This window comes from Celeribacter indicus (assembly GCF_000819565.1).
GTDB classification, from domain to species: Bacteria; Pseudomonadota; Alphaproteobacteria; order Rhodobacterales; family Rhodobacteraceae; genus Celeribacter; species Celeribacter indicus.
This window is the reverse complement of the sequence record NZ_CP004393.1, coordinates 1,874,593-1,893,509: the sequence shown is the minus strand read 5'-3', so window position 1 is coordinate 1,893,509 and position 18,917 is coordinate 1,874,593. Positions and strand designations below refer to the sequence as shown.

The following is an 18,917-nucleotide window of genomic DNA, read 5'->3' as shown; positions in this document are numbered from 1 at the left end:
CGGTCCGCGCGAATGGAAACGGGGAGAGCCGTCTTCCGACGTACTCTCCCCATCATATCCTTCAGATAGCATGGATATGTTGCAGCTGTCGAAGACCAAAGTGTTGCAACACTTCATGCAGCCGCAGCATTCAGCCGCGCGGCGATCTTGGTGAGTGCGAGCTTGTGCTGCCGCCATGCGGTGCTGCGGTCGACGCCCAGCTCATGGGTGATCTGCTTCCACGGACGACGGGCAGCGCGCCACCAGATCAGGCGGCGTTCACTCTCGCCGAGCCAGAGCACCCAATCGAAGGTCTGTTCGAGCCGCGAGATCGCGGCGGCCGAGGGCCAGACCCGCATCGGTTCGGGCTCCATGGCGAGGATCTCGCGCTCGGTGCGGATGACCTGCGGCCAGGCGTTGAAATAGCCCTGCACCTTCACGGGTGGCAGCTTGCGCAGGGTTCGGAACGCCTCCTCGAAATGATCGGCTACGTCCTCGGCGGTCCAGATGTGCTCAGCCATGGCGCAGATCCTCGACCGGGCGCGGACCATAGAGCCGCGTGCCCAACTGTTCGACGAGTTCGCGCTCGGGCCAGGTCAGGCGCTGGTCATCCACGCTGACGGCCAGCACGCCCTGTTCGCGCCAGCCGTCGCGCTTCACCTCATCGGGCGACCGGCGCTGGCCGCCATAGCCCTTGGGATGGAACCTCATGCCGCACATCCACGGGCGTCGAGGGCCCAGAGCAGGATGGCGATGGCATCGGCCTCGTTGTCGTCTTCGGGGCTGAAACCCTTCGCGCGGGCCGCATCGATCATGGCCTGCTTGGGCGCGTTGCCCTTGCCGGTGGCGTGGCGCTTGATCGTGCCCACCGGCACGCCCTCGTAGGGGATGCCCCGCAGCTCGCCCCAGCTGGTGAGCGAGGCCATCAGCCCGCCATAGACATGGGCCGCGTCGGTTCCGGCATGGCGGCGGACCTCCTCGAACCAGATGGCTGCGATGGGCCCCGACAGTCGGTCCAGCTCGGTCAGCCAGTTGGTGAAGCGCAGATAGCGCATGCCACCGCCGTCATAGCGCCCGGGCCGGAAGCTGGCGGTGCCGCTGGTGATCAGCCCGTCGTGGCTGCGCAGCGCCCAACCGGTCGTGGTGCCGAGATCGAGCGCCAGGATGCAGCGCGGGTGTTCGTTGGATTGGGTCATGAGAGACCTCCTCTTCGCGTTTGTGAGCGAGGCGAGCGGGCTGGCCGGTGAAGGCTGCGGTCTCGCCAGGCCCCGAAGGGTGGTCTGGTCAGTTCATGGGCTGGGCAGCTGGGCCGCCCGGCAAATCCTTCAGAACCTTCAGAGGGGCGTCTTGAAGGATTTCCGCCCCTAAGTGGTTGTCCTGTATATGTAATATATAATCTTTCAATTATTCAATATTTCAATAGGTACCTGTCTCTCTCTTTGAGAACGCGCGTGCACGCGTATAGGGGAAAGGGGTCCTCTTGAAAGATTGAAGGATTTGAAGGATCCGGTTTTTCCTTTTCGTTTCGGCTGCTTGTCGGCATTTCGGCTTCAAGGGCCGTTTCAGGCGGATTGAAGGATCTCCGGTCACCCGCCCCACCGCGCCATCCGGTAGACCATGGCCTGCTTGGTCGAGGAGCCGCGCATGCCGGTGGTGATGTCGCCGCTCTCGATCAGCGTCAGCAAAATTTCGTCGCGGTCGCGCGATTTCAGCCATTGGGAGGCGCGGGTGATGTCGGATTTGGTGATCCCCTTGGGCCCGGCGGCGCGGACGATTTCCTTCAGACGCTTCAGATGCGCCTCGGTTTCGGTATCCGCCACATGGCGCTCGACCGCTTCCATGGTGCGCCGCGCGTAATGGCGCACGAAACCGATGGCCCAGTCCGCAGCGGTAATGTCGATCTCAGGGCGCACCGGATCGCGCCCGACAGCGACGATCAGCGCGAGCTTCAACGCATTCTCTCCGATGCGGGCGAGAATGGCGGTAAAGGCGGTGCCGGCCGCCGCCCGCAGCTCTTCGGTCAGGGCGTCGCTGAGACCGGCAAACCGGACGCGTGCCGCATCCGACATCGGCACGGTCATCGGATTCACGGCGGCGTTATGATCGGCGGTCTTGCCGGTCAGGTTGCCCTTCACGGCCCCGCCGCCTTTGGCGACCAGCTGGAGCGCCTGGATCAGCGCGGGCGGGGCTTGCCGGATGCCGACGGCGAGGTTCTCGTCCGGATAGTCTTCATCCTCGGCAGGATCAGAAAGCGCGCGAGCGAGCCATCGACCACGTTTGCCCCCTGCAGCGCGCCCCAGAAATGCAGCGGCGTCGTGGTGCCATAGACGCAAAGGCAGGGCTGGTTGATGTCGCGCCGCTCATTGGTGCCGTCGCGGTTCGCATATTCCGCCCCGAGGAAGATCCCGCCCGCTGCCGTGAAGAGTTCGGTCATGTTGTCGAGGATCTCGGTGATGTGGCGCGGGCTGCGCTTGCGGTCGGCAGCGGCCGACAGGAACATCCCGAATTCGTCGATCTGGAACAGGATCGCGGGCTGCCGATGAAGCGCAGTCAAGAGCCCGGCGCCGGAGGCGATCTTGTTGCCGCCGAGATGGTGGGCGAGACCCGCCTCGAAGAAGACCTCGTTGATGATCTCTCGGGCGTGGTTCTTGCCCGAGCCGCTGTCAGCAATCCCCACGACATAGAGGTTCGAGCGAAGGTTGCTGGTGGTGCGATACCGCCGCCCCATCAGCGCGCCGATGGCGCAGAGACTGGCCCCGAGCGACAGAAGCGGTTGCGGGCGGCGGGCGGTGGCCAGCATGTAGCCGGTCAGCTCGCCGACAAGACCGTCGGGGATGTCCAGGCTGAAGGTCGGCTTTTCCAGGTCGGCGACGGTGGGCGCGCTTCCCTCCAGCCGGGCCAGCAGATCGGCGGCCGGATGCGGGCCATCCGGATCGAGACTGCCATCGAGGCGCAAGGCGGCATCGGGCTGCCAGCCGCGTTCCATGGCGAGGTGATAAATGGTGCCCGCGCCGATCCGGTCGGGCTTGAAGCTCGCCCAGGCGCGGGCCGTGGTCGCGGGCACATCCTTGGCCGCCTGGGCCGACCAGGTGGCAAAGACCTCGCCGCCCTCATCACCAAGCGCACCTTTCAACGCCATGCCGATGCGCATCCAGCTGTCGTAATCGAGCTCGTCATTCGGCAGCCAGTCGAGTGCCGACCGGATGGCGGGCAATGTGCCGATCTGCCCGTGGTTGCGCAGGAGTGTGGCCAGTGCTGCAGAGCGCAGCCCGCGCTGACGCAAAGCCTCGGGCAGGATCGCATAGGCTTCCTCCAGAAAGGCCGCCGCCGCTTCCTCGGTGATTTCCGGAAGGTCGGTGATATCGAGATCGGCCAGCCCCTCGTCGGGCCAGACATAGGGCGCGCCGGTGTCGGGGTGATCGGCGTAGGCCAGAAACTGCTGCCCGAGGCAGAGCACCTCGAGAGGATGGCGCTTGATGCCCCGAAACGGTGCGGCCGTGCGATAGACCAGCATACGCTTCGGGGCGCGGCCGATGCGCAGCGCGGGCGTGTCGCCGAGGCGCGCCCGGGCCAGCGCCTCGATCTGCAATGCCAGTTCGGCGTCCGCCGCGATGTCGATATCGACCGCCGCTACCGCTCCACCGACGATGCCGATGCCGCAATCGGGCCAGGCAGCCCAGGTCGCGACTTCGACCTCCGTGGTCGGGCGTTCCGCATGGCGGTTCCATTCGGGGTAATCAGCCCAGCCGCCGCGCTGGAACCGGCCGGACTTCTTGGTGCCCGGGCCGATCGGCAGGATGGCATAGCCATTGGTGACGAGCCGCGCGCCGAAGCGCGCCATCCAGGACGTGTCGGCCATCAGAACGGCACCTCCGGCGCCATCGCATCGAGCCGGTTGCGATCCTTCGCCGCCAGCGCGCGCAGGTGGTCGCAATAGCCGGTGACGACCGCGTCGAGAAACCGGGCCCATTCCTCCTCGGACAGGGTCGCAAGGTCGGACTTGCCGATGCTCTCAAGATATTCGCCGCCCATCTGGCCGCCCGTGGCCATGGCCTCGGTCTCGTTCGGGGTCGGATCGATCATGCCCTTCCTCCCATGGCAGAGGTCCTGACAGGCACGGCTGCAGAGTCGCTTGCGGCTGGCGTCACGCCGCGGGTCGGTGCGGCGGAACCCCGGCTCGGACCAGCCAAAGCCGCGAGGTTCCCGGTGGCAGACGGCGCAGAGGCCGGGGTCGGATGGGCGCATGGGGCGAACCTGTAACCGGAGATCTCAAGATAGCGGCCCGAGGGACGGACCGAGATGTCGCTGGGGCGCGCAAGGCGGCTCGTCTGCGCGAGGGCCTCGGCCACGCTCAGCGGCACGGGGCAGCCGGGCGCGCGCTTGCGCCACCACTCGGCCGCCTTCTGGCGGGCATAGCCCTGATGCTCGAGGCAGACCCATTCGCTGTAGGTGGCAAGGCCGCTGCTATAGGTCACCTTGAGCGACGGACGGCCGCCCGCCTTGTCGTGGCGGCTGTAGGAAACGCCCGTGACCGGAAGCCATTGCTGTTTTGGCGAAAGCACCGGCAGGGTGGCGGCCGTGGGCGCGATCTTCACCTCGCGCGCCGGGAAGACATAGCCGCAATCCGGGCATTCCATAGCCGAGAGCGCGATGATACTGTCGCAATCCGGGCAGACCTTGGTCGGCGCCTCACCCCCGCCGCCATCACCGGGGCGCTTGGGCCGCACCAGGTCGATCGGGCCGTGGCGACGGACATTGCCGGCGAAGTCCAGCACCAGGCAGTTTTCCTTGCCCGGCGCGAGGCGGGTACCGCGCCCGACCATCTGTACATAGAGCCCGGCCGATTGCGTGGGACGCAGGAGCGCGATCAGATCGACCCCCGGCGCGTTGAAGCCGGTGGTCAGCACGCCCATCGAGGCCAGCGCCCGGATTTCGCCGCGCTTGAAGGCGGCAAGGATCGCATCGCGCTCGTCCTTCGGCGTGTCACCGAAGATCGTGCGGCAGCTGATGCCCTGGCGGCCGAATTCCTCGGCCACATGGCGCGCATGCTCGACGCCCGAGCAGAAGGCCAGCCAGGACTTCCGGTCGCGGCCATGCTCGATGATCTCGGTAACCGCCGCGCGGGTGATGGCGTCCTGGTCGACCGCCGCCGCCAGATCGCGGGCAATGAAATCGCCTGCGCGGGTGCCCACCTTCGAGACGTCGAGCCGGGTGGCGGGCTGTTTCGAGACCAGGGGGCTCAGATACCCCGCATCTATCAGCTCGCGGACCGGGGCCTCATAGGCGATGTCGGTGAAGAGCGCATTCTGCCCCTCGTGCAGCATCCCGCAATCGAGACGGAACGGCGTGGCGGTCAGCCCGATCACCTTGAGCGCCGGGTTGATCGCCTTCAGCGCGTCGAGGAAGCGCCGATACATCGTGCTCGACTTGCCGGGGATCAGATGCGCCTCGTCGATCAGCACCAGATCGGTATGGCCGATCTCACCCGCGCGGCGGTGGATCGACTGGATACCGGCGAAGAGGATCCGCGCCTGCGCCTCGCGCTTGCCGAGGCCCGCCGAATAGATGCCCGAGGGCGCATCGGGCCAGAGGCCGATCATCTCGGCATGGTTCTGGGCGATCAGCTCGCGGACATGGGTCACGATCAGGATGCGCTGATCGGGCCAGGCCTTCAGCACACTCTCGATGAAGGACGCCATGACCAGCGACTTGCCGCCCGCGGTCGGAATGACCACCAGCGGATTGCCGGTGTGAGTCTGGAAATAGCCGTAGATCGCGGTGATCGCGGCCTGTTGATAGGGGCGCAGGGTCAGCATGGCACGGCCTCCGGGGAACGGGCGTCGTTGGTCCAGGTCGAGCCATCGGCCATGCGGTAGGTGACGACATCGTCGCCCGCATCGATGACCTCGCCCGGGATGAGATCGGGGATGAAGAGATGGCGGCCACAGGCCGTGCGTTGCTCGGCAGGCGACAGCATCCGGTCGTGCCGGGCGCAGTGCCAACCACCCTCAACGGGCGTCGCATGCAGGCAGGACCGGCAGGTCACCGCAGCGCCACCGCCGTCATGGCAGGCCGCATGGTGATCGCAGAACCGGCATTCGAACCAGGCCGGGTCCTCGCTCATCCGCGCGGGCGGATGCTGGGCGAAGATGATGCGCCCGGCCTTTTCCAAGAGGCGCTCGGCCATGGCGCGGTCGGCCTCGATGCGCTCGACATGCAGCGCGTCGGTGTTCTTGCAGACCGCGACGTAGAGGGCGCGCGTGATGCCCGTCAGGTGCATGTAGATCTGCATCTGTGCGGCATGCTGAGGCTTGGCCAGAACAACGCCCTTGGCGGTCAACTCGTTGAAGCTTTTGACCGAGTGGGTCTTGAATTCCAGCACATGCCAGGTCTTGGGCGCCTCCAGGAGCCCGAGAGCCACGCCGTCGAGCGAGCCGCCGAAATGGCCGCCATGGGCTTCGACCCGGAACTGGCGGCCGGTCTCGGGATCGACTTCGAGCACGGTCGCCCCGGTGGCACGCAGGTTGCGCACGAGCCGGTCCTCTTCCAGCTGACCCGTCTCGAAAAGGCGCAGCAGGCGGCCGGAATGACGCGCAGGCGTGATCCAGCGGAAATCATACCAGAGCGCCCGGGTGCAGGATTTGCCGATGATCGACGCTCCGAGGTGATCGCGGAAACCATCGCCCTGGCGGGCCTCGTAATCGGCATAGATCGCCGTCAGCGTCGGCGTGGGGGCATCGGGAAGCTCTGCCATCACAGGCCCTCCCGTTCGGTGCGGGCCTGAGCCTCGGCCAGAATGCCATCCCAGGTCTCGGGGTCATGGCGTTCACGCAGGATGCCGATCAGCGCGTCCTTGAGCTTTTCGCGACGACGGCGGCCGGTGCCTTGGGCCAAGAGTTCCGCCCGCTCGCGGCAGAGGTGGCGCAGGGCCGTACGGGCCCGGTGGAACCAGTCCGGATCGATGGGCTTCTGGCCGCGCTGGCGGGCCAGATCGGCCGTCGCGATCTGCGTGCGGATCTTGGCGATGGCATCGTCGAGCTCGATCAGCCGCCGCTGGTTTTCAGGCAAGCCGGGGTTGTTCACGGCCACGGGGGCCGCGTTGGTCATGTCAGTCATGGGAATTTCCTCAGATGGGGTTGCGCGCTGCCCCGTTAGTCAGGGCGCAGGGCAGCGCGAAGGCTCAGCCCTTCTTGTTCCAGGGCGCGGAGGCCATTTTCGGCGGCAACGAAGAGCCGGCCGGATCGGGCGCGGGCTTTGCCGGGCGGGCGGCCGGGGTCGAACCACGCTCGGGCGGCAGGTAGGCAATCGCGTTGCTCTCGCCGTAGCCGTTCTTCGGCGGCCGGATCTTCACCTGGATCGTCATCGGGATCAGGTGCAGCTCCTCGCTGTCGCTGACGTGCATCCGGCCCGTGGCGTGGCAGATCGCCGAGAGCGTGCGCTGCGCGATTTCCACCGTGGTGGGGTTCGGGTTCACAAGGTTCAGCTGGTCGAAGATCTTCCGGCCCTTTTGCTCGCCCTCGAGGATGTCGAGCATCAGCCAGAGGAACTGGCCCATGCCGTTCTTGGTGACGCGCATCTCGCTCTCGACGATCTGGGCGCGATATTTGCCGGCGGGCAGCAGCTCGTAGGCGGTGGTGGGCTCGACGCTGGTGGCGTCGAAGGACGTGTCGAAACGTGCCATGGTCTTGTCCTTGTTCAGTTCATTGGGATTGGGGCATGGCCGCGAGGAACTCCGACCACATCAGCGGCAGGGTGTCCGGAAGGCCGTACCGGTTCTTGGCGAGGAAGGCGGGGCGCTCTTCGGTGTGCATGACGCGCGCACCGGACCCGAGCGCCCGAGTCACCTTCTTGTTGAAGCCGACGTCGGATTTCGCGACCGAGATCTGATAGTTGGCGAAAAGCACCACGTCCGAATGCTCCTGCAGCAGCGCCGAGGCGCGGGTCTGCAGCTTGATCACATAGCGGTCGTAGGGCTCGTGCTCGGGGCTGTCGAAACGCTTGATGTCGGTATGGGCGATCTGGATGACCACCATGCCTTTGCGGTCGCGCAGCGCGTTGAGCCTGTCGAGATATTCGCGCCAGATGGTCAGCGCCTCGGCATAGCCCTTGCCAAACCCCGGCGCCTCGATCGAGGCCCAGCCGTTGCGCTTGCAGGCCTCGGCCCAGATCAGCGGCTCCAGCCAGTCGACGCTGTCGACGACGACCGTGCCGAAATCGTGGTCCTCGTTCAGCAGCGCATCAAGCGCCTCGGCCACCTCCGCGTAGCTGGTCGCGAGCGGGAAATGCGGGACCTGCAGCTTGCCCAGGCCATCCTCGGTCATGAGGAAGACGGGCCGGTCGGCATCGGCCGCGAAGGTGGATTTTCCCACCCCGGCCACGCCGTGGATCAGGATGCGCGGCGGAGTCAGCACCGAGGTCGTGCGCAGGGACGCGAGCGAAATGGCCATCAGCGCACCTCCTCGTTCAGCACGAGGCGGAACTTGGGCTTGCCGGTGCGGACCGTGCGCGCGGGCTCGAAGCCCTTACGCCAGCTTTCCGGCAAAGCGCCGTATTTGCGCTCGGAGATCGAGAGCTTGGTCTCGATGAATTCCGCCGGGTCCTCGCCCGCCGAGGCGATGTTTTCGGCGATCTGCGCCAGCAACGCCTGATCCCAGTCGATGCGCTTGGGCAGTTCGGCGATCACGGTGACGCCGTCATCCTCGAACCGGATCGTGCCGGTGTCCTTGCCCGCCTCCTGGCGGGCGTCTTGGGCGCGGTCGGCGTATTTGAGCGAGATGGCGCCGTCGAGCCAGTCCGCGACCGACTTCGCCTGCGTCAGCTGCTCATCCGCCGCGCCTTTCAGCAGCGCAAGCTGATTGGCGGGCAGCGCCGCGATCTGGCCCACCGGCATGCGGTGGATATCGGCCAGGGTGATGTGGTTGGAGATCGTCATGTTCCGCCCCCTCACGCCGACATCGGACGATGGGGTTCGTGATCCACGCCGCGGATCTGTTCGGCCTCGAAGGCCTCGACATCCTCGAGCCGGTAGATCACCCGGCCGCCGAGCTTGATGAATTTCGGGCCTTCGCCCGTCCACCGCCAGCGCTCCAGCGTGCGGTGCGAAATGTTCCAGCGAGCCGCCAGCTCGATCTGGGAAAGGTGCCTGGTCGCCATGTGAACCTCCTTGGGATTTCTGCGAACACTTGCGGGTTCAACATGGCGGAGGGGGTGGGAGGCGCCGGGGAGGCGAAAGGGGTACGTTCGGGGAGGAATTGAATTCGTCAGAAAAATCCTCTATGTTTCTGACAAGGAAAGGCCTACGAGGACCGCTCAGATGACTGGTATTTCAGATAGAATCATGAAGCGCCTTCGTTCGAAGGGGCGCGGGAAGTGGGTTTGCACCCCCAAGGACTTCCTCGATCTCGGTAGCCGTGCGGCTATCGATCAGGCGTTGTCGCGCCTGGCAAAGAGTGGTGATCTGCGTCGTGTCGGCCGTGGGCTTTACGATCTTCCCCGCACCAGCGGCGTCCTGAAACGGCCCGCACCGGTCGATATGGACAAGGCGGTTGCAGCCCTCGCGCGGCGCGACAGTGTTCGAATCATGCCCGATGGCATCGCCGCAGCGAACCAGCTGGGCCTGACCAATGCTGTCCCCGCGAAGACGAGCTATGTGACGGATGGGGCGACACGAGACGTGAAAATCGGCAATCGGACCGTGCGGCTGCGGCATGCAGGTCCGAGTGTGATGGCATGGGCGGGAAAAACCTCCGCGCCAGTCGCGCAGGCGCTGCGCTGGCTCGGACCGCAAGCCGCGTTGGACACACGGGTTGCGACCACGCTCAAGCGCAAGCTGCCAGATGCCGTGAAAAAGGATCTCGTTCGTAACAGCGGTAGCCTGCCGAGCTGGGCAGCGCCCATCGCGCATAGCCTTGTCGACCCGCAGATCGCCACACCATGAGCGAGAGCTATACGCGGTTCCTCGCGCTTTCATCTCGCGACCAGAAGGACGTATTCGAGGCGGCTGCTGACCGCCTCGACACGCTTCCGAGCTATGTCGAGAAGGATTTCTGGGTCTGCTTCGTGCTGGACGCGCTCTACAAACGCTTGCCGGACGGCCACCCGCAACTCCTGTTCAAGGGCGGCACGGCGTTATCCAAGGCCTATGGGCTCATCCGCCGCTTTTCGGAGGACATCGATCTTGTCGTTTATCGGGATGGTCTCGGCTTCGCGGCCGAACGCGACCCGACGAACCCCGAAGGTATTTCGAACAAGAAGCGCAAGGCCCTATTCGATGACCTGAAGGACGCCTGCAGCTCCTATATTCGCGGTGATCTGGCAGAAGCGCTGAAGCCGCTGCTCGATGCGCGTTGCAGCATCGCGCCCGACGATGAGGACGGCGATCAGCAAACTCTGCTGATCGAGTACCCGACGCTCTATCCAAGCACCGAGATCTCCTACGTCCTGCCACGCGTGAAACTCGAAGCGGGCGCGCGCTCGGCGCTCGATCCCAACGAGACAGCCAGCGTGACGCCCTATATCGCAGAGGAACTGCCCGACGGATGGTCATTCGCAGTCGACAACGTCCATGTCATCGCCCCGCAGCGCACCTACCTGGAGAAACTTCTGATTTTGCACGGCGCGTTCTGCGGTAATCGTGACGAAGCACGTGTGCCTGCCGACAGCGACAGGATTTCCCGCCACTACTATGACGTCGCCATGATCACCGGCACGCAGATTGGGCGCGCCGCCCTGGCCGACGACGGGCTGCTTGCGGCCGTGCGCGAACACAACCTCATCGCTTTCAGGCAGGCATGGAAGAAATTCGAAGACGCCACGCCAGGCTCGATCTGCGTCGTACCGGCCGCCGAGTTGCGCGCGGCGATCGAGGAGGACTATGCCGCGATGCAGGGCATGATGCTCGGCGAGGCACCGCCTTTCGACTGGATCATGGAACAACTTCGGGTCGCCGAGGACGCAATCAATCGGCGTTAGGACTATCGGCCTCCAGAAGCTCCCTGATGCGCAGCCGACAGGATCCCCCCGTCGTCTCGATCAGATCGCGCCAATCGGGGTGGCCCTTGAAGATATCCCGCATGCGGCTTGAGACATCGTATTCGAGATCGGCAAACATGACTTCTGTGCTGACGCTCTCCTCGCCACCGTCCCATGCGTTGAAGAGGTACTCGACAATTTGCCGCCTCTTGTCGCCGCCAAACTTGAACTCCCGTTCGCCCACCCACAGATGACGGAACCCAGCGGCGTGGCGCACGGGGTCGCCTGCATGGGTCGCCGCGCCGGCTTTCAGCTGGGCGGCTAGATAGGTTGGCTCTATGACCAGCGCCGCACCGCCAGTTTCCAGATCCCCCAATGCAATGAACTGATGCCGGGACAGGTCCGCCTCTGCGAGACCACGGGTCGCCGAGGTGGACACCACCACCCTGAAATCTGCGGGCGGGCGCCCACCGAGGTAGTTGACGACCTGCTGCCAGGTCTCGCGATCCGTCAGCCGTCTCGCATACCAGATTGGGACACGGGCACCGCGCCCGGGCAGTCTGACGTCGCCCAACTCCCATAGATGGCCCGGAATGCGTTCTGCCGGACGGGCGGAGCGCGGCAAGTCAAGGCGAGATGTCAGCCGACCAAGGAACGCGTTGGCATCGAAGCGGAATACCTGAAGGCGTTCGCTGTCGACGGTTACCCATCCCGCTGCCGGGCTGAAATACCCGTAGGCGCGCTGCTCTGGCGACCATTCCAGATTTACTGGCTCGTCCTCATGGTCAACCAGAGAGGTGGCAACTGGAACCGGAGCGTCCGGCACCAAGAGACCAGCGCCGATCAAAGGAGTGGCGCTGGCCGCGTGATAGTCGTGAAGGACGGCCCCGGCGATGCGCGCGCTTTTCGTCTCTACGATGCTGACGAAAAGCCGGGCAGACCGTTCGTCAATCGTCGATGAGGATCGGGTCATCGACCACAACTCCCCACCGGCGCAGATACTTCTCGCCGATCAGCTGCTCCTCTTCCGTCTGATCCTTGAGATTGCAGCCATGCGGCATGGTGATGGTGAGGGGCAGCGTGCGACCACGCCGAGCCCCGGGCTTGGGCTGGAACTTGATCACGAGCTTCGCCTGCGTCGCCACCCAGCCGCCGGTGAGGGGGTTGTCGGGGCCAAGCCGAGCCTCCGCCATTGCCCAGATGTCGCGTTCCGCCTTGCTCATCGCCTCCAAGGTCACGCGCTCGCCAACGGCATCTATCGGCATCAGCCTGAGCTGCCGGACTTCCACCCGCTCGATCCCGTCCTCGATGTCAGTCGGGAAAGTATGGGGCGCAAGCAACACCGTAAGATCATAGCGCCGCATCGGCACCTTCTCGTCCCGGAATTCCACGCCGAGCAGGTCGCGGGCCAGATACTGCGCCATCTCCGCGCGGCTCTCCCGATCATTGGCAACGACTTCGATGACCCCGGAGGCGGGCTCATAGGTCATCGCGGCCTCGAAGACGGGCCGATAAGCGCGGCGCACCAATTCGCCCTCGTCGAAAGCGAACTGATCGTCTGGCAGGCCCTCGCGGTAAACCGTGATCTGGATCAGATCGCAGTCCTCACCTTCGAAGGTCGGACGGACGCGCTCGAAAATGTCGACATGAACATTCCGCGATGCAAACCTCTGGCACAGGGCCGCCTTGAACGCGTTGAGCGCGAGCTCGTCGCGGCGGAGGTTCAGGTTCGCTTCGCAGATGAAGCCGTCCCAGCTCCGCCCGCGGCGGCGCTCATCGGTGAAACGGACCTCTTCCGCATGGCGAAACCGGTTCAGATCGTTGATGAACAGCCACATGGCGCGGGCATGGCCATTTTCGAGCTCGTCGAGGACCTCCCGGTCATCGACAACACTGTAGAGCGCCGTATGACCCGCGACATCTGCCATGGCGCCTACGCGCTCACCATCGTTGATGACGCGGCCGCGCGCTTCGTCGTCCATCTGATCGACCGCCTGAAGCAGCGGCCGAACGACCTCCGGCTCAGGCGCATCCCAGTTGACGGGCGTCGGAAACTCGATCCCGGCCGCAGTGAAATAGTCGCGCAGCGACGCGAGCGGGGTATTGCGGATGAAGTTGGTCACCGACGCCATGTCTTACATCTCCTCAGCCCTTGATGTTGCGGGGGTCGTTGCCGTGCGAATCCGACTGCGCGATCCGTCCGTCACGATTGTGGATCTTCAGTTCGGTATCCGCATTGCGGCTGATTTCGCGCGCACGCTGGACGGCGTCCTGCTTGGTATCAAAGTGCCCGCTCGAGCGCGCCGCACCACCGCGGCGGACATCCCAGCCGCCTTCTGCATTCGGCACGACGTGATGCGTGCCCGGGTTCTTTCCAACAGCCATTCTGGCCTCCAGGTCTTGTTTCAACGGGAATCAAAGTTCGTTGTAGCGAACCTGCGCAGAAGATAGGGATTGCGCGTATGGCGTGTCAAGGACTAGAAGTTCGTAAAAACGAACCACCAACGAAAAGGGTATTGCCGTGCCAACACCACTAGGGGAGCGCGTTCGCGAGCAGAGGCGAAAGCGCGGATTGACCCTGGAGGGACTCGCCGAGCGGGTCGGCTCCAGCAAGAGCTACATGTGGGAAATAGAGAACAAGGAAGTCGTTCGTCCCTCGGCCGAGAAGCTGGCCATGATCGCCACCGCGCTCGACACCACAGTCGAGTACTTATTGGCCGGTGACGGTGAAAAAGAAGAGGAAAACGCCGAGGACATAGCTTTCTTCAGAAAATACAAGAAGATGGCGGCGCCGGAGAAAGAACGCCTGCGACGCATCCTGGATGCTTTGGACGACGATTGATGACGAGCGGAAAGCAGAAATCTCCCCAGCAAGAGGCAAACCGGCTCTCGATCATGCTCCGGCATGTTCTGGGCGAAGACCGCTTTCCGGTCGACGTCGAAGCCTTGGCGCGAGAAGTCTCCCGCAACAACGCGGACCCGATCGGGAAAATCGTGGGTGGCGAGCTCCCGGGTTTCGAGGGAATGCTCCGGCCGCACCGAAAGCGCCCGGAATGGCACATCGTCTATAACGACGACCCCCGGTATCGCGGCCGCGTTCGCTTCACCATCGCGCATGAGTTCGGTCACTACCAACTTCATCGCCCCATCCTGTCCGATCGGGATTACAAGAGCGGAACCCTCCAGCGCGATTGCGATTTTCAATGCAAACCGCTGCTGCCGAATGCCTGGCAGGAGGCAGAACGACAACGCGAGGAAGAGGCGGACACTTTCGCCTCCTACCTGCTGATGCCGCTCGATGACTACCGTGAGCAGGTGAACGGCGAAGAAATGACCGTCGACCTTCTGAACCACATCACTGATCGCTATGGCGTTTCGCTGCTGGCCGCCTGCCGGAAGTGGATCGATTTCACGGACCGGCGGGCCGTCATGATCGTCGCGCGTGACGGTTTCGCAAGGTGGGGGCGTGCCAGCAAGTCTGCTCTCAAGAGCGGGATCTTCGTGCGATCGGGCATGCAGATCCCTGACGATGCGCTGGCTGCCCTCGGCGCCGACGAGAGGGGATTTGTCTCGGACCGGCCGGTCCAGCGACCGGCTGGCGTCTGGAACTTCAGTCGCGGGTCCGAGCCAGTGCGGGAACTGGCATTGGTGTCCGAGTTTCTGGACTTGTCCCTGACCATCTTGCAGTTCGACGACGCCGTCTATGGTCGGGACTTCGAGGAGGAGCCGATCCTCGACAGCTACGACAAGTTCATGGACGGGTGGACGAGTTGATTCGGCGCATCCGCCCGACAGAAAGGTCGGCGTGGGGACATATCAGCTACGCAGATTTTCGCCACGGTGCGCAGCGACCGCATAAGTCCGTAATGAGCTGATTTACTTGATATTTTTCTGATTTCGTGACACATCTTGCCTATCACAACAGTCGCGAAAACCCGCCATGTCCATTCCCTCCGAAGACCCGGTTTCCGGGCCCAATCCTCTATGCCCTGAACGCATGTCCCCTGATGCCCGGCTTGCCGAGTTGGGCCGCATTCTCGCCGCGGGCGTCGTTCGCCTGAATGCCGGGAAGTCCAGTTCTTTATCGCCCGCCGACGGAGACAGTTCCGTGGACTACCCGCCCCGAAAGAGCGGTGGTCGTCGCAGGAAACGCATCCGCATCGGAGGAATTGATGAATCATCACAGTAAGATAACGCCGCCCAAGCCCGGGCAGGACGCGCGCCTGGACCAGAGCGTCCTGTCGCGCATCGCCGCGCTCAAGACCATGTCGGTGAAAGAGCTGAAGACCGAATGGGAACGGCTCCTCGGTAGCGCCGCGCCGAACAACAGCCGCGCCTTTCTCGAGGCCCGCATCGCCTATCGTCTCCAGGAACTGACCTATGGCGGCCCTGATCACGAGACCCGCCGCATGCTGGACCTGCTTGCCGATGAGGTCGAGGGCGTCTCCCGCCGCAAGAACCAGATCGCGGATCCCCGCAATCCGGTGGCTGGCACGCGGCTGATCCGGGAATGGAACGGGGTCGAGCACACCATCACCGTGCTGAAGGACGGTTTTGAGTGGCAGGGCCGCAAATACAAATCGCTCTCCGGCATCGCGCGGGAAATCACCGACGTGCGCTGGAACGGCTATCGCTTCTTCGGGCTGCAGGTCCGATCGCGGGAGATTTGATCATGGACATGAACATACGCCCCGGCCGCCGCCTGCGCTGCGCCATCTACACTCGCAAGTCGAGCGAGGAAGGGCTCGACATGGAGTTCAACAGCCTCGACGCCCAGCGGGAGGCCTGCGAGGCCTATATCGCCAGCCAGAAGTCCGAAGGCTGGGTTGCTACCCGCGACCGCTATGACGACGGAGGATTCTCGGGCGGCAATCTGGACCGGCCGGGGCTGAAGCAGCTGCTGGCCGACATCGACGACGGGCTGATCGACGTGGTCGTGGTCTACAAGATCGACCGGCTCAGCCGCGCCCTGATGGATTTCTCGAAGCTGGTCGAGGTGTTCGACCGCAACGGCGTCACCTTCGTCTCGGTCACGCAGTCCTTCAACACGACCACATCGATGGGGCGGCTGACGCTGAACATCCTGCTCAGCTTCGCCCAGTTCGAGCGCGAGGTCATCGGCGAACGCATCCGCGACAAGGTCGCCGCCTCGCGCAAGCGCGGGATCTGGATGGGCGGCTATGTGCCGCTCGGCTACGATGTGCAGGACCGCAAGCTGGTGATCAACGAGGCTGAGGCCGCCTCGGTGCGTCGGATCTTCGAGCGCTTCGTCGAACTCGGCTCGGCCACGATGCTGGCGAAGGAACTGCGGCGCGAGGAGTTTCGCAGCAAGCAGGGCACGCTGATCGACAAGGGCTACCTCTATCGGGTGCTCCGCAATCGCGTCTATCGTGGCGAGGCCGTCCACAAGGGCAAGGCCTATCCGGGCGAGCACGAGGCCATCGTCACCGACAAGGTCTGGGATCAGGTCGATGCGATCCTGCAGGGCAACCGCCACGCGCGGTCCAGCAACAGCCGCATGCAGACGCCCGCGCCGCTGAAGGGGCTGATCTTCACCGATACCGGCGCGGCCATGACCCCGACCGCGACCAAGAAACGCGGCAAGCTCTACCGCTATTACGTGTCGATGGACGTGATCAAGAACCGCACGACGGAGGACGAGAGCGGCGGCGAACTTGCGCCGACCCGCCTGCCTGCGGGCATGGTCGAGGACGCCATCGTCACCGAGGTGCGGCGCATCCTGCAGACGCCCGAGGTGGTCACGCAGGTGCTGGCGGCGCTGAAGCGCGATCAGGTGTCCGAGGCCGAGGCCATCGCGGCGCTGCATGATTTCAACACCCTCTGGGCGCAGCTGTTTCCGCTCGAACAGGCGCGGATCATCCAGCTTCTGGTCCGGCGCGTCACCGTCACCGCCGCCGGGCTCGAGGTCGACATCCGGCGCGAAGGCGTCGCAGGCGTCATCCGCGAGATGATCGCCCCACGCGACATGGAGGTCGCCGAATGACCCGAAGCAATGACACGATCCGCGTGCTGATCCCCCTGAAGCTGCGCAAGAAGAACGGGCGGCCCAAGATCATGCCGCCCACCGACTACAGCCCGAGCGAGGATCAGACGCAGGACCCGCACATCCTGCGCGCCATCGGCCGGGCATGGGGCTGGCGGCGGCGCATGGAGGCAGGCGAGTTCGCCACGATCCAGGAACTGGCTGAAGCCGTCGGTCTGGCCGAACGCCATGTCAGCCGCCAGCTGCGCCTCGCCTATCTGGCGCCGGAGGTGCTGAAGCGCCTGACCTGCGGCCGCGAGGCATCGGCGGTCAGCCTCTATGACCTGTGCTTTCTGGCGGGGGAGACATGGCAGGAGCAGGCTGAGCGGGCGTTTCACGATATTTCAGCGGAGCTTTGACTGGACAAATTGCATGGTCAACGTGATCGGCGCATCCTGATCCTGACTACCTTGCGCTGCCTACAAGAAATGAATTCCACCCGGAACGCGTTTGGCTTTTCGTCGTCTTTGCGAAGCAAGAAGGAAGGCGTGTCCCAGAAATCTTCAATGCTGAGCCCCCCTTTTTTCATGGCCTTCTTTGTGAGCGCCAAGTCGAGGCGGGCACGGGTGCGATGGTTTTGGAAAGTGAATATGTATTGGTCTGCCGCGTCTTGCAGATCGTCGAGGTCGTAAATGTCCAGCGTTTTTCCGCTGCGATCCTTTATGACTATTGGGCCACGCACGACAGGCGGGGACTTCAGGGTTTGACTACCATTATCGGCGCAAGGGTGCTTCGGCCAAGGCCAACCAAGATCATCAAAGAAAACCCGGCCGCCGTAACGGCTCTGGTAGTAAAACACCTTTTCCCCGCATACCGGACAATAGGCATTGGGGTTCACATAGGATTCAACGGTCCGGAAAAGAGCGTTAGACGGGGAGCTAGAAGATGTGGCAGCGCACCAGCCACCGTTTAGGTGGATTGGTTTCAGCACGCCATCAACGTGCCGAAAAACGATCGGCTCACCACAGGTCCAACAAGTTGCCAAAGCTAACCCAGAAATTCATCGCAATTTTCAAACGTTAATCTCGACATTCGATGGATGTCTACATTGTCGTCGACAAGGTAGCTGGCAGAGGTCAGTGAAAGCTCGCCTGAAAGGACGTCGCGGTCAGCGAGACATGCGCGTCCAGCGGCGGGTGCAGCTCGAACGCCTTCGGCTCGCGGGCGAAGTTCCACAGGCGGAACAGGGACCATTCCGAGCGCCGCTCCTCGGCCACGGCCAGCTCGTTGCGGCTGATATGAAAAGGCGTACGCTCCCAGCCATTCGTCGTCTTCACCTCAATCAGGCGCGGACGGCCATCCGGCGCGAAGCTGGCGATATCGTAGCCGGCACCATCGCCATCCTCCTCCGACACCCACCGGACCTTGCGCGCAAGATCGTCGCGGCCCGCTGATTTCAGGGAGGCTCGTTCGTGCGCCAGGACGCGCTCCTCACCGGCACGGCCAAGGCCGCGGTTTCGCTCGTCTCTCGCCGCGACATCGAATTTGCGGGCGATGTGCAGCATCTGCTCCAGCTCCTGCGGGGGCGGCTGGTTCGACAACGTGGGCGGCGGCCCGATCCAGATCGGCCGCGCCTCCGCGAGGCCGGTCGTCACTCTGGTACCTGAATGGCGGCCGAGCCATGCCGGGTTCAGCGCCAGCCAACGCGCCACGGCATCCACCAGCGTCATCTGGAAATTGAAGGCGGGCTTATAGCCCGGGATCCAGTCCTCACCCAGCCCCTTCAGCACGGCGCTGATGTTCTGGTGCTTGAACTCGACCGATCCCTCGGACCGATCATTCAACAGCGGCAGAAGCCCGCGCCGGTGCTCGACCTTGTTGTAGGGGCGACCACAGACGTCGTCGGCCAGCATCGCGAAGTAATCCGCGACGATCAGGTCGTTCTCTTGATCTGTCCAGGCCCCGTTTGACATCGAGCCAGGCT

Annotated in this window: 25 protein-coding genes; 7 read left to right on the top strand and 18 right to left on the bottom strand. The window is 64.1% G+C overall.

Going from position 1 to position 18,917, the window contains the following annotated elements:
* Positions 1–113: 113 nt before the first annotated feature.
* The 13 genes from P73_RS09590 to P73_RS09530 form a co-directional block, all read right to left on the bottom strand.
* On the bottom strand, positions 114–500 hold the full coding sequence (locus P73_RS09590) for a DUF6362 family protein (RefSeq protein WP_043869397.1): 387 nt from the start codon (positions 498–500) through the stop codon (positions 114–116).
* Positions 493–690 (bottom strand): hypothetical protein, encoded by a 198-nt coding sequence (locus P73_RS09585; RefSeq protein ID WP_043869396.1) that lies wholly within the window; start codon positions 688–690, stop codon positions 493–495. Before P73_RS09585 ends, P73_RS09590 begins: the two co-directional genes overlap by 8 nt.
* The gene (locus P73_RS09580) at positions 687–1,175 is read right to left on the bottom strand and encodes a crossover junction endodeoxyribonuclease RuvC (RefSeq protein WP_043869395.1); all 489 of its coding nucleotides are present in this window, start codon (positions 1,173–1,175) and stop codon (positions 687–689) included. The genes P73_RS09585 and P73_RS09580 overlap by 4 nt, the downstream gene beginning before the upstream one ends.
* 390 nt (positions 1,176–1,565) lie before the next feature.
* Positions 1,566–2,114 carry a YfjI family protein gene (locus tag P73_RS09575; protein ID WP_043869394.1) on the bottom strand — a complete coding sequence of 183 codons (549 nt, stop codon included), beginning with the start codon at positions 2,112–2,114 and terminating at the stop codon, positions 1,566–1,568.
* Between the two features lie 38 nt (positions 2,115–2,152).
* The gene (locus tag P73_RS09570; RefSeq protein WP_043869393.1) at positions 2,153–3,838 is read right to left on the bottom strand and encodes a PriCT-2 domain-containing protein; all 1,686 of its coding nucleotides are present in this window, start codon (positions 3,836–3,838) and stop codon (positions 2,153–2,155) included.
* Positions 3,838–4,062, bottom strand: a complete 225-nt coding sequence (locus P73_RS09565) for a DUF6511 domain-containing protein (protein ID WP_043869392.1) — start codon at positions 4,060–4,062, stop codon at positions 3,838–3,840. Before P73_RS09565 ends, P73_RS09570 begins: the two co-directional genes overlap by 1 nt.
* Complete coding sequence (locus P73_RS09560) at positions 4,059–5,795, bottom strand: DEAD/DEAH box helicase (protein WP_074743387.1); 1,737 nt, start codon at positions 5,793–5,795, stop codon at positions 4,059–4,061. The genes P73_RS09565 and P73_RS09560 overlap by 4 nt, the downstream gene beginning before the upstream one ends.
* Positions 5,789–6,733: a PD-(D/E)XK nuclease family protein gene (locus P73_RS09555; protein ID WP_043869391.1), complete on the bottom strand. Its 945-nt coding sequence runs from the start codon at positions 6,731–6,733 to the stop codon at positions 5,789–5,791. The genes P73_RS09560 and P73_RS09555 overlap by 7 nt, the downstream gene beginning before the upstream one ends.
* Positions 6,733–7,095, bottom strand: coding sequence for a hypothetical protein (locus tag P73_RS09550; protein WP_052453134.1), 363 nt, complete (start codon positions 7,093–7,095; stop codon positions 6,733–6,735). The genes P73_RS09555 and P73_RS09550 overlap by 1 nt, the downstream gene beginning before the upstream one ends.
* 64 nt (positions 7,096–7,159) lie before the next feature.
* Positions 7,160–7,660 (bottom strand): DUF669 domain-containing protein, encoded by a 501-nt coding sequence (locus P73_RS09545; RefSeq protein WP_043869390.1) that lies wholly within the window; start codon positions 7,658–7,660, stop codon positions 7,160–7,162.
* Between the two features lie 19 nt (positions 7,661–7,679).
* Positions 7,680–8,426, bottom strand: coding sequence for an ATP-binding protein (locus tag P73_RS09540; RefSeq protein ID WP_043869389.1), 747 nt, complete (start codon positions 8,424–8,426; stop codon positions 7,680–7,682).
* Positions 8,426–8,911, bottom strand: coding sequence for a hypothetical protein (locus tag P73_RS09535; RefSeq protein ID WP_043869388.1), 486 nt, complete (start codon positions 8,909–8,911; stop codon positions 8,426–8,428). Before P73_RS09535 ends, P73_RS09540 begins: the two co-directional genes overlap by 1 nt.
* 11 nt (positions 8,912–8,922) lie before the next feature.
* Positions 8,923–9,132 (bottom strand): helix-turn-helix transcriptional regulator, encoded by a 210-nt coding sequence (locus tag P73_RS09530; RefSeq protein ID WP_043869387.1) that lies wholly within the window; start codon positions 9,130–9,132, stop codon positions 8,923–8,925.
* 160 nt (positions 9,133–9,292) lie between these two features.
* Between P73_RS09530 and P73_RS09525 the strand changes: the two genes are divergently transcribed.
* A complete protein-coding gene (locus tag P73_RS09525) occupies positions 9,293–9,916 on the top strand; it encodes a DUF6088 family protein (RefSeq protein WP_043869386.1) in 624 nt (207 codons plus the stop codon).
* Positions 9,913–10,950 (top strand): nucleotidyl transferase AbiEii/AbiGii toxin family protein, encoded by a 1,038-nt coding sequence (locus tag P73_RS09520; RefSeq protein WP_043869385.1) that lies wholly within the window; start codon positions 9,913–9,915, stop codon positions 10,948–10,950. Before P73_RS09525 ends, P73_RS09520 begins: the two co-directional genes overlap by 4 nt.
* Here the strand turns inward: P73_RS09520 and P73_RS09515 are convergent.
* The 3 genes from P73_RS09515 to P73_RS09505 are packed head-to-tail and all read right to left on the bottom strand — an operon-like array spanning position 10,937 to position 13,335.
* Complete coding sequence (locus P73_RS09515) at positions 10,937–11,923, bottom strand: hypothetical protein (RefSeq protein WP_052453133.1); 987 nt, start codon at positions 11,921–11,923, stop codon at positions 10,937–10,939. The two genes, P73_RS09520 and P73_RS09515, sit on opposite strands and share 14 nt — an antisense overlap.
* Positions 11,898–13,082, bottom strand: coding sequence for a hypothetical protein (locus P73_RS09510; RefSeq protein ID WP_043869384.1), 1,185 nt, complete (start codon positions 13,080–13,082; stop codon positions 11,898–11,900). The genes P73_RS09515 and P73_RS09510 overlap by 26 nt, the downstream gene beginning before the upstream one ends.
* A 13-nt stretch (positions 13,083–13,095) precedes the next feature.
* Positions 13,096–13,335: a DUF2188 domain-containing protein gene (locus P73_RS09505; protein ID WP_043869383.1), complete on the bottom strand. Its 240-nt coding sequence runs from the start codon at positions 13,333–13,335 to the stop codon at positions 13,096–13,098.
* A gap of 187 nt (positions 13,336–13,522) precedes the next feature.
* Between P73_RS09505 and P73_RS09500 the strand changes: the two genes are divergently transcribed.
* The 5 genes from P73_RS09500 to P73_RS09480 all read left to right on the top strand — a co-directional run bounded on the left by P73_RS09500 (position 13,523) and on the right by P73_RS09480 (position 17,352).
* On the top strand, positions 13,523–13,792 hold the full coding sequence (locus P73_RS09500) for a helix-turn-helix domain-containing protein (protein WP_052453132.1): 270 nt from the start codon (positions 13,523–13,525) through the stop codon (positions 13,790–13,792).
* Positions 13,792–14,724 (top strand): ImmA/IrrE family metallo-endopeptidase, encoded by a 933-nt coding sequence (locus tag P73_RS09495; protein WP_043869381.1) that lies wholly within the window; start codon positions 13,792–13,794, stop codon positions 14,722–14,724. The genes P73_RS09500 and P73_RS09495 overlap by 1 nt, the downstream gene beginning before the upstream one ends.
* 491 nt (positions 14,725–15,215) lie before the next feature.
* Positions 15,216–15,620 (top strand): DUF2924 domain-containing protein, encoded by a 405-nt coding sequence (locus tag P73_RS09490; RefSeq protein WP_052453555.1) that lies wholly within the window; start codon positions 15,216–15,218, stop codon positions 15,618–15,620.
* 2 nt (positions 15,621–15,622) lie between these two features.
* A complete protein-coding gene (locus P73_RS09485) occupies positions 15,623–16,954 on the top strand; it encodes a recombinase family protein (RefSeq protein WP_043869380.1) in 1,332 nt (443 codons plus the stop codon).
* Positions 16,951–17,352, top strand: coding sequence for a hypothetical protein (locus P73_RS09480; RefSeq protein WP_043869379.1), 402 nt, complete (start codon positions 16,951–16,953; stop codon positions 17,350–17,352). Before P73_RS09485 ends, P73_RS09480 begins: the two co-directional genes overlap by 4 nt.
* 17 nt (positions 17,353–17,369) lie before the next feature.
* Here P73_RS09480 and P73_RS09475 read toward each other — a convergent pair whose 3' ends face one another.
* Together P73_RS09475 and P73_RS09470 are read right to left on the bottom strand one after the other, a co-directional pair.
* Positions 17,370–17,792, bottom strand: a complete 423-nt coding sequence (locus P73_RS09475; RefSeq protein WP_139267204.1) for a hypothetical protein — start codon at positions 17,790–17,792, stop codon at positions 17,370–17,372.
* 277 nt (positions 17,793–18,069) lie between these two features.
* Positions 18,070–18,906, bottom strand: a complete 837-nt coding sequence (locus P73_RS09470; protein ID WP_043869377.1) for a protein NO VEIN domain-containing protein — start codon at positions 18,904–18,906, stop codon at positions 18,070–18,072.
* Positions 18,907–18,917: the final 11 nt, after the last annotated feature.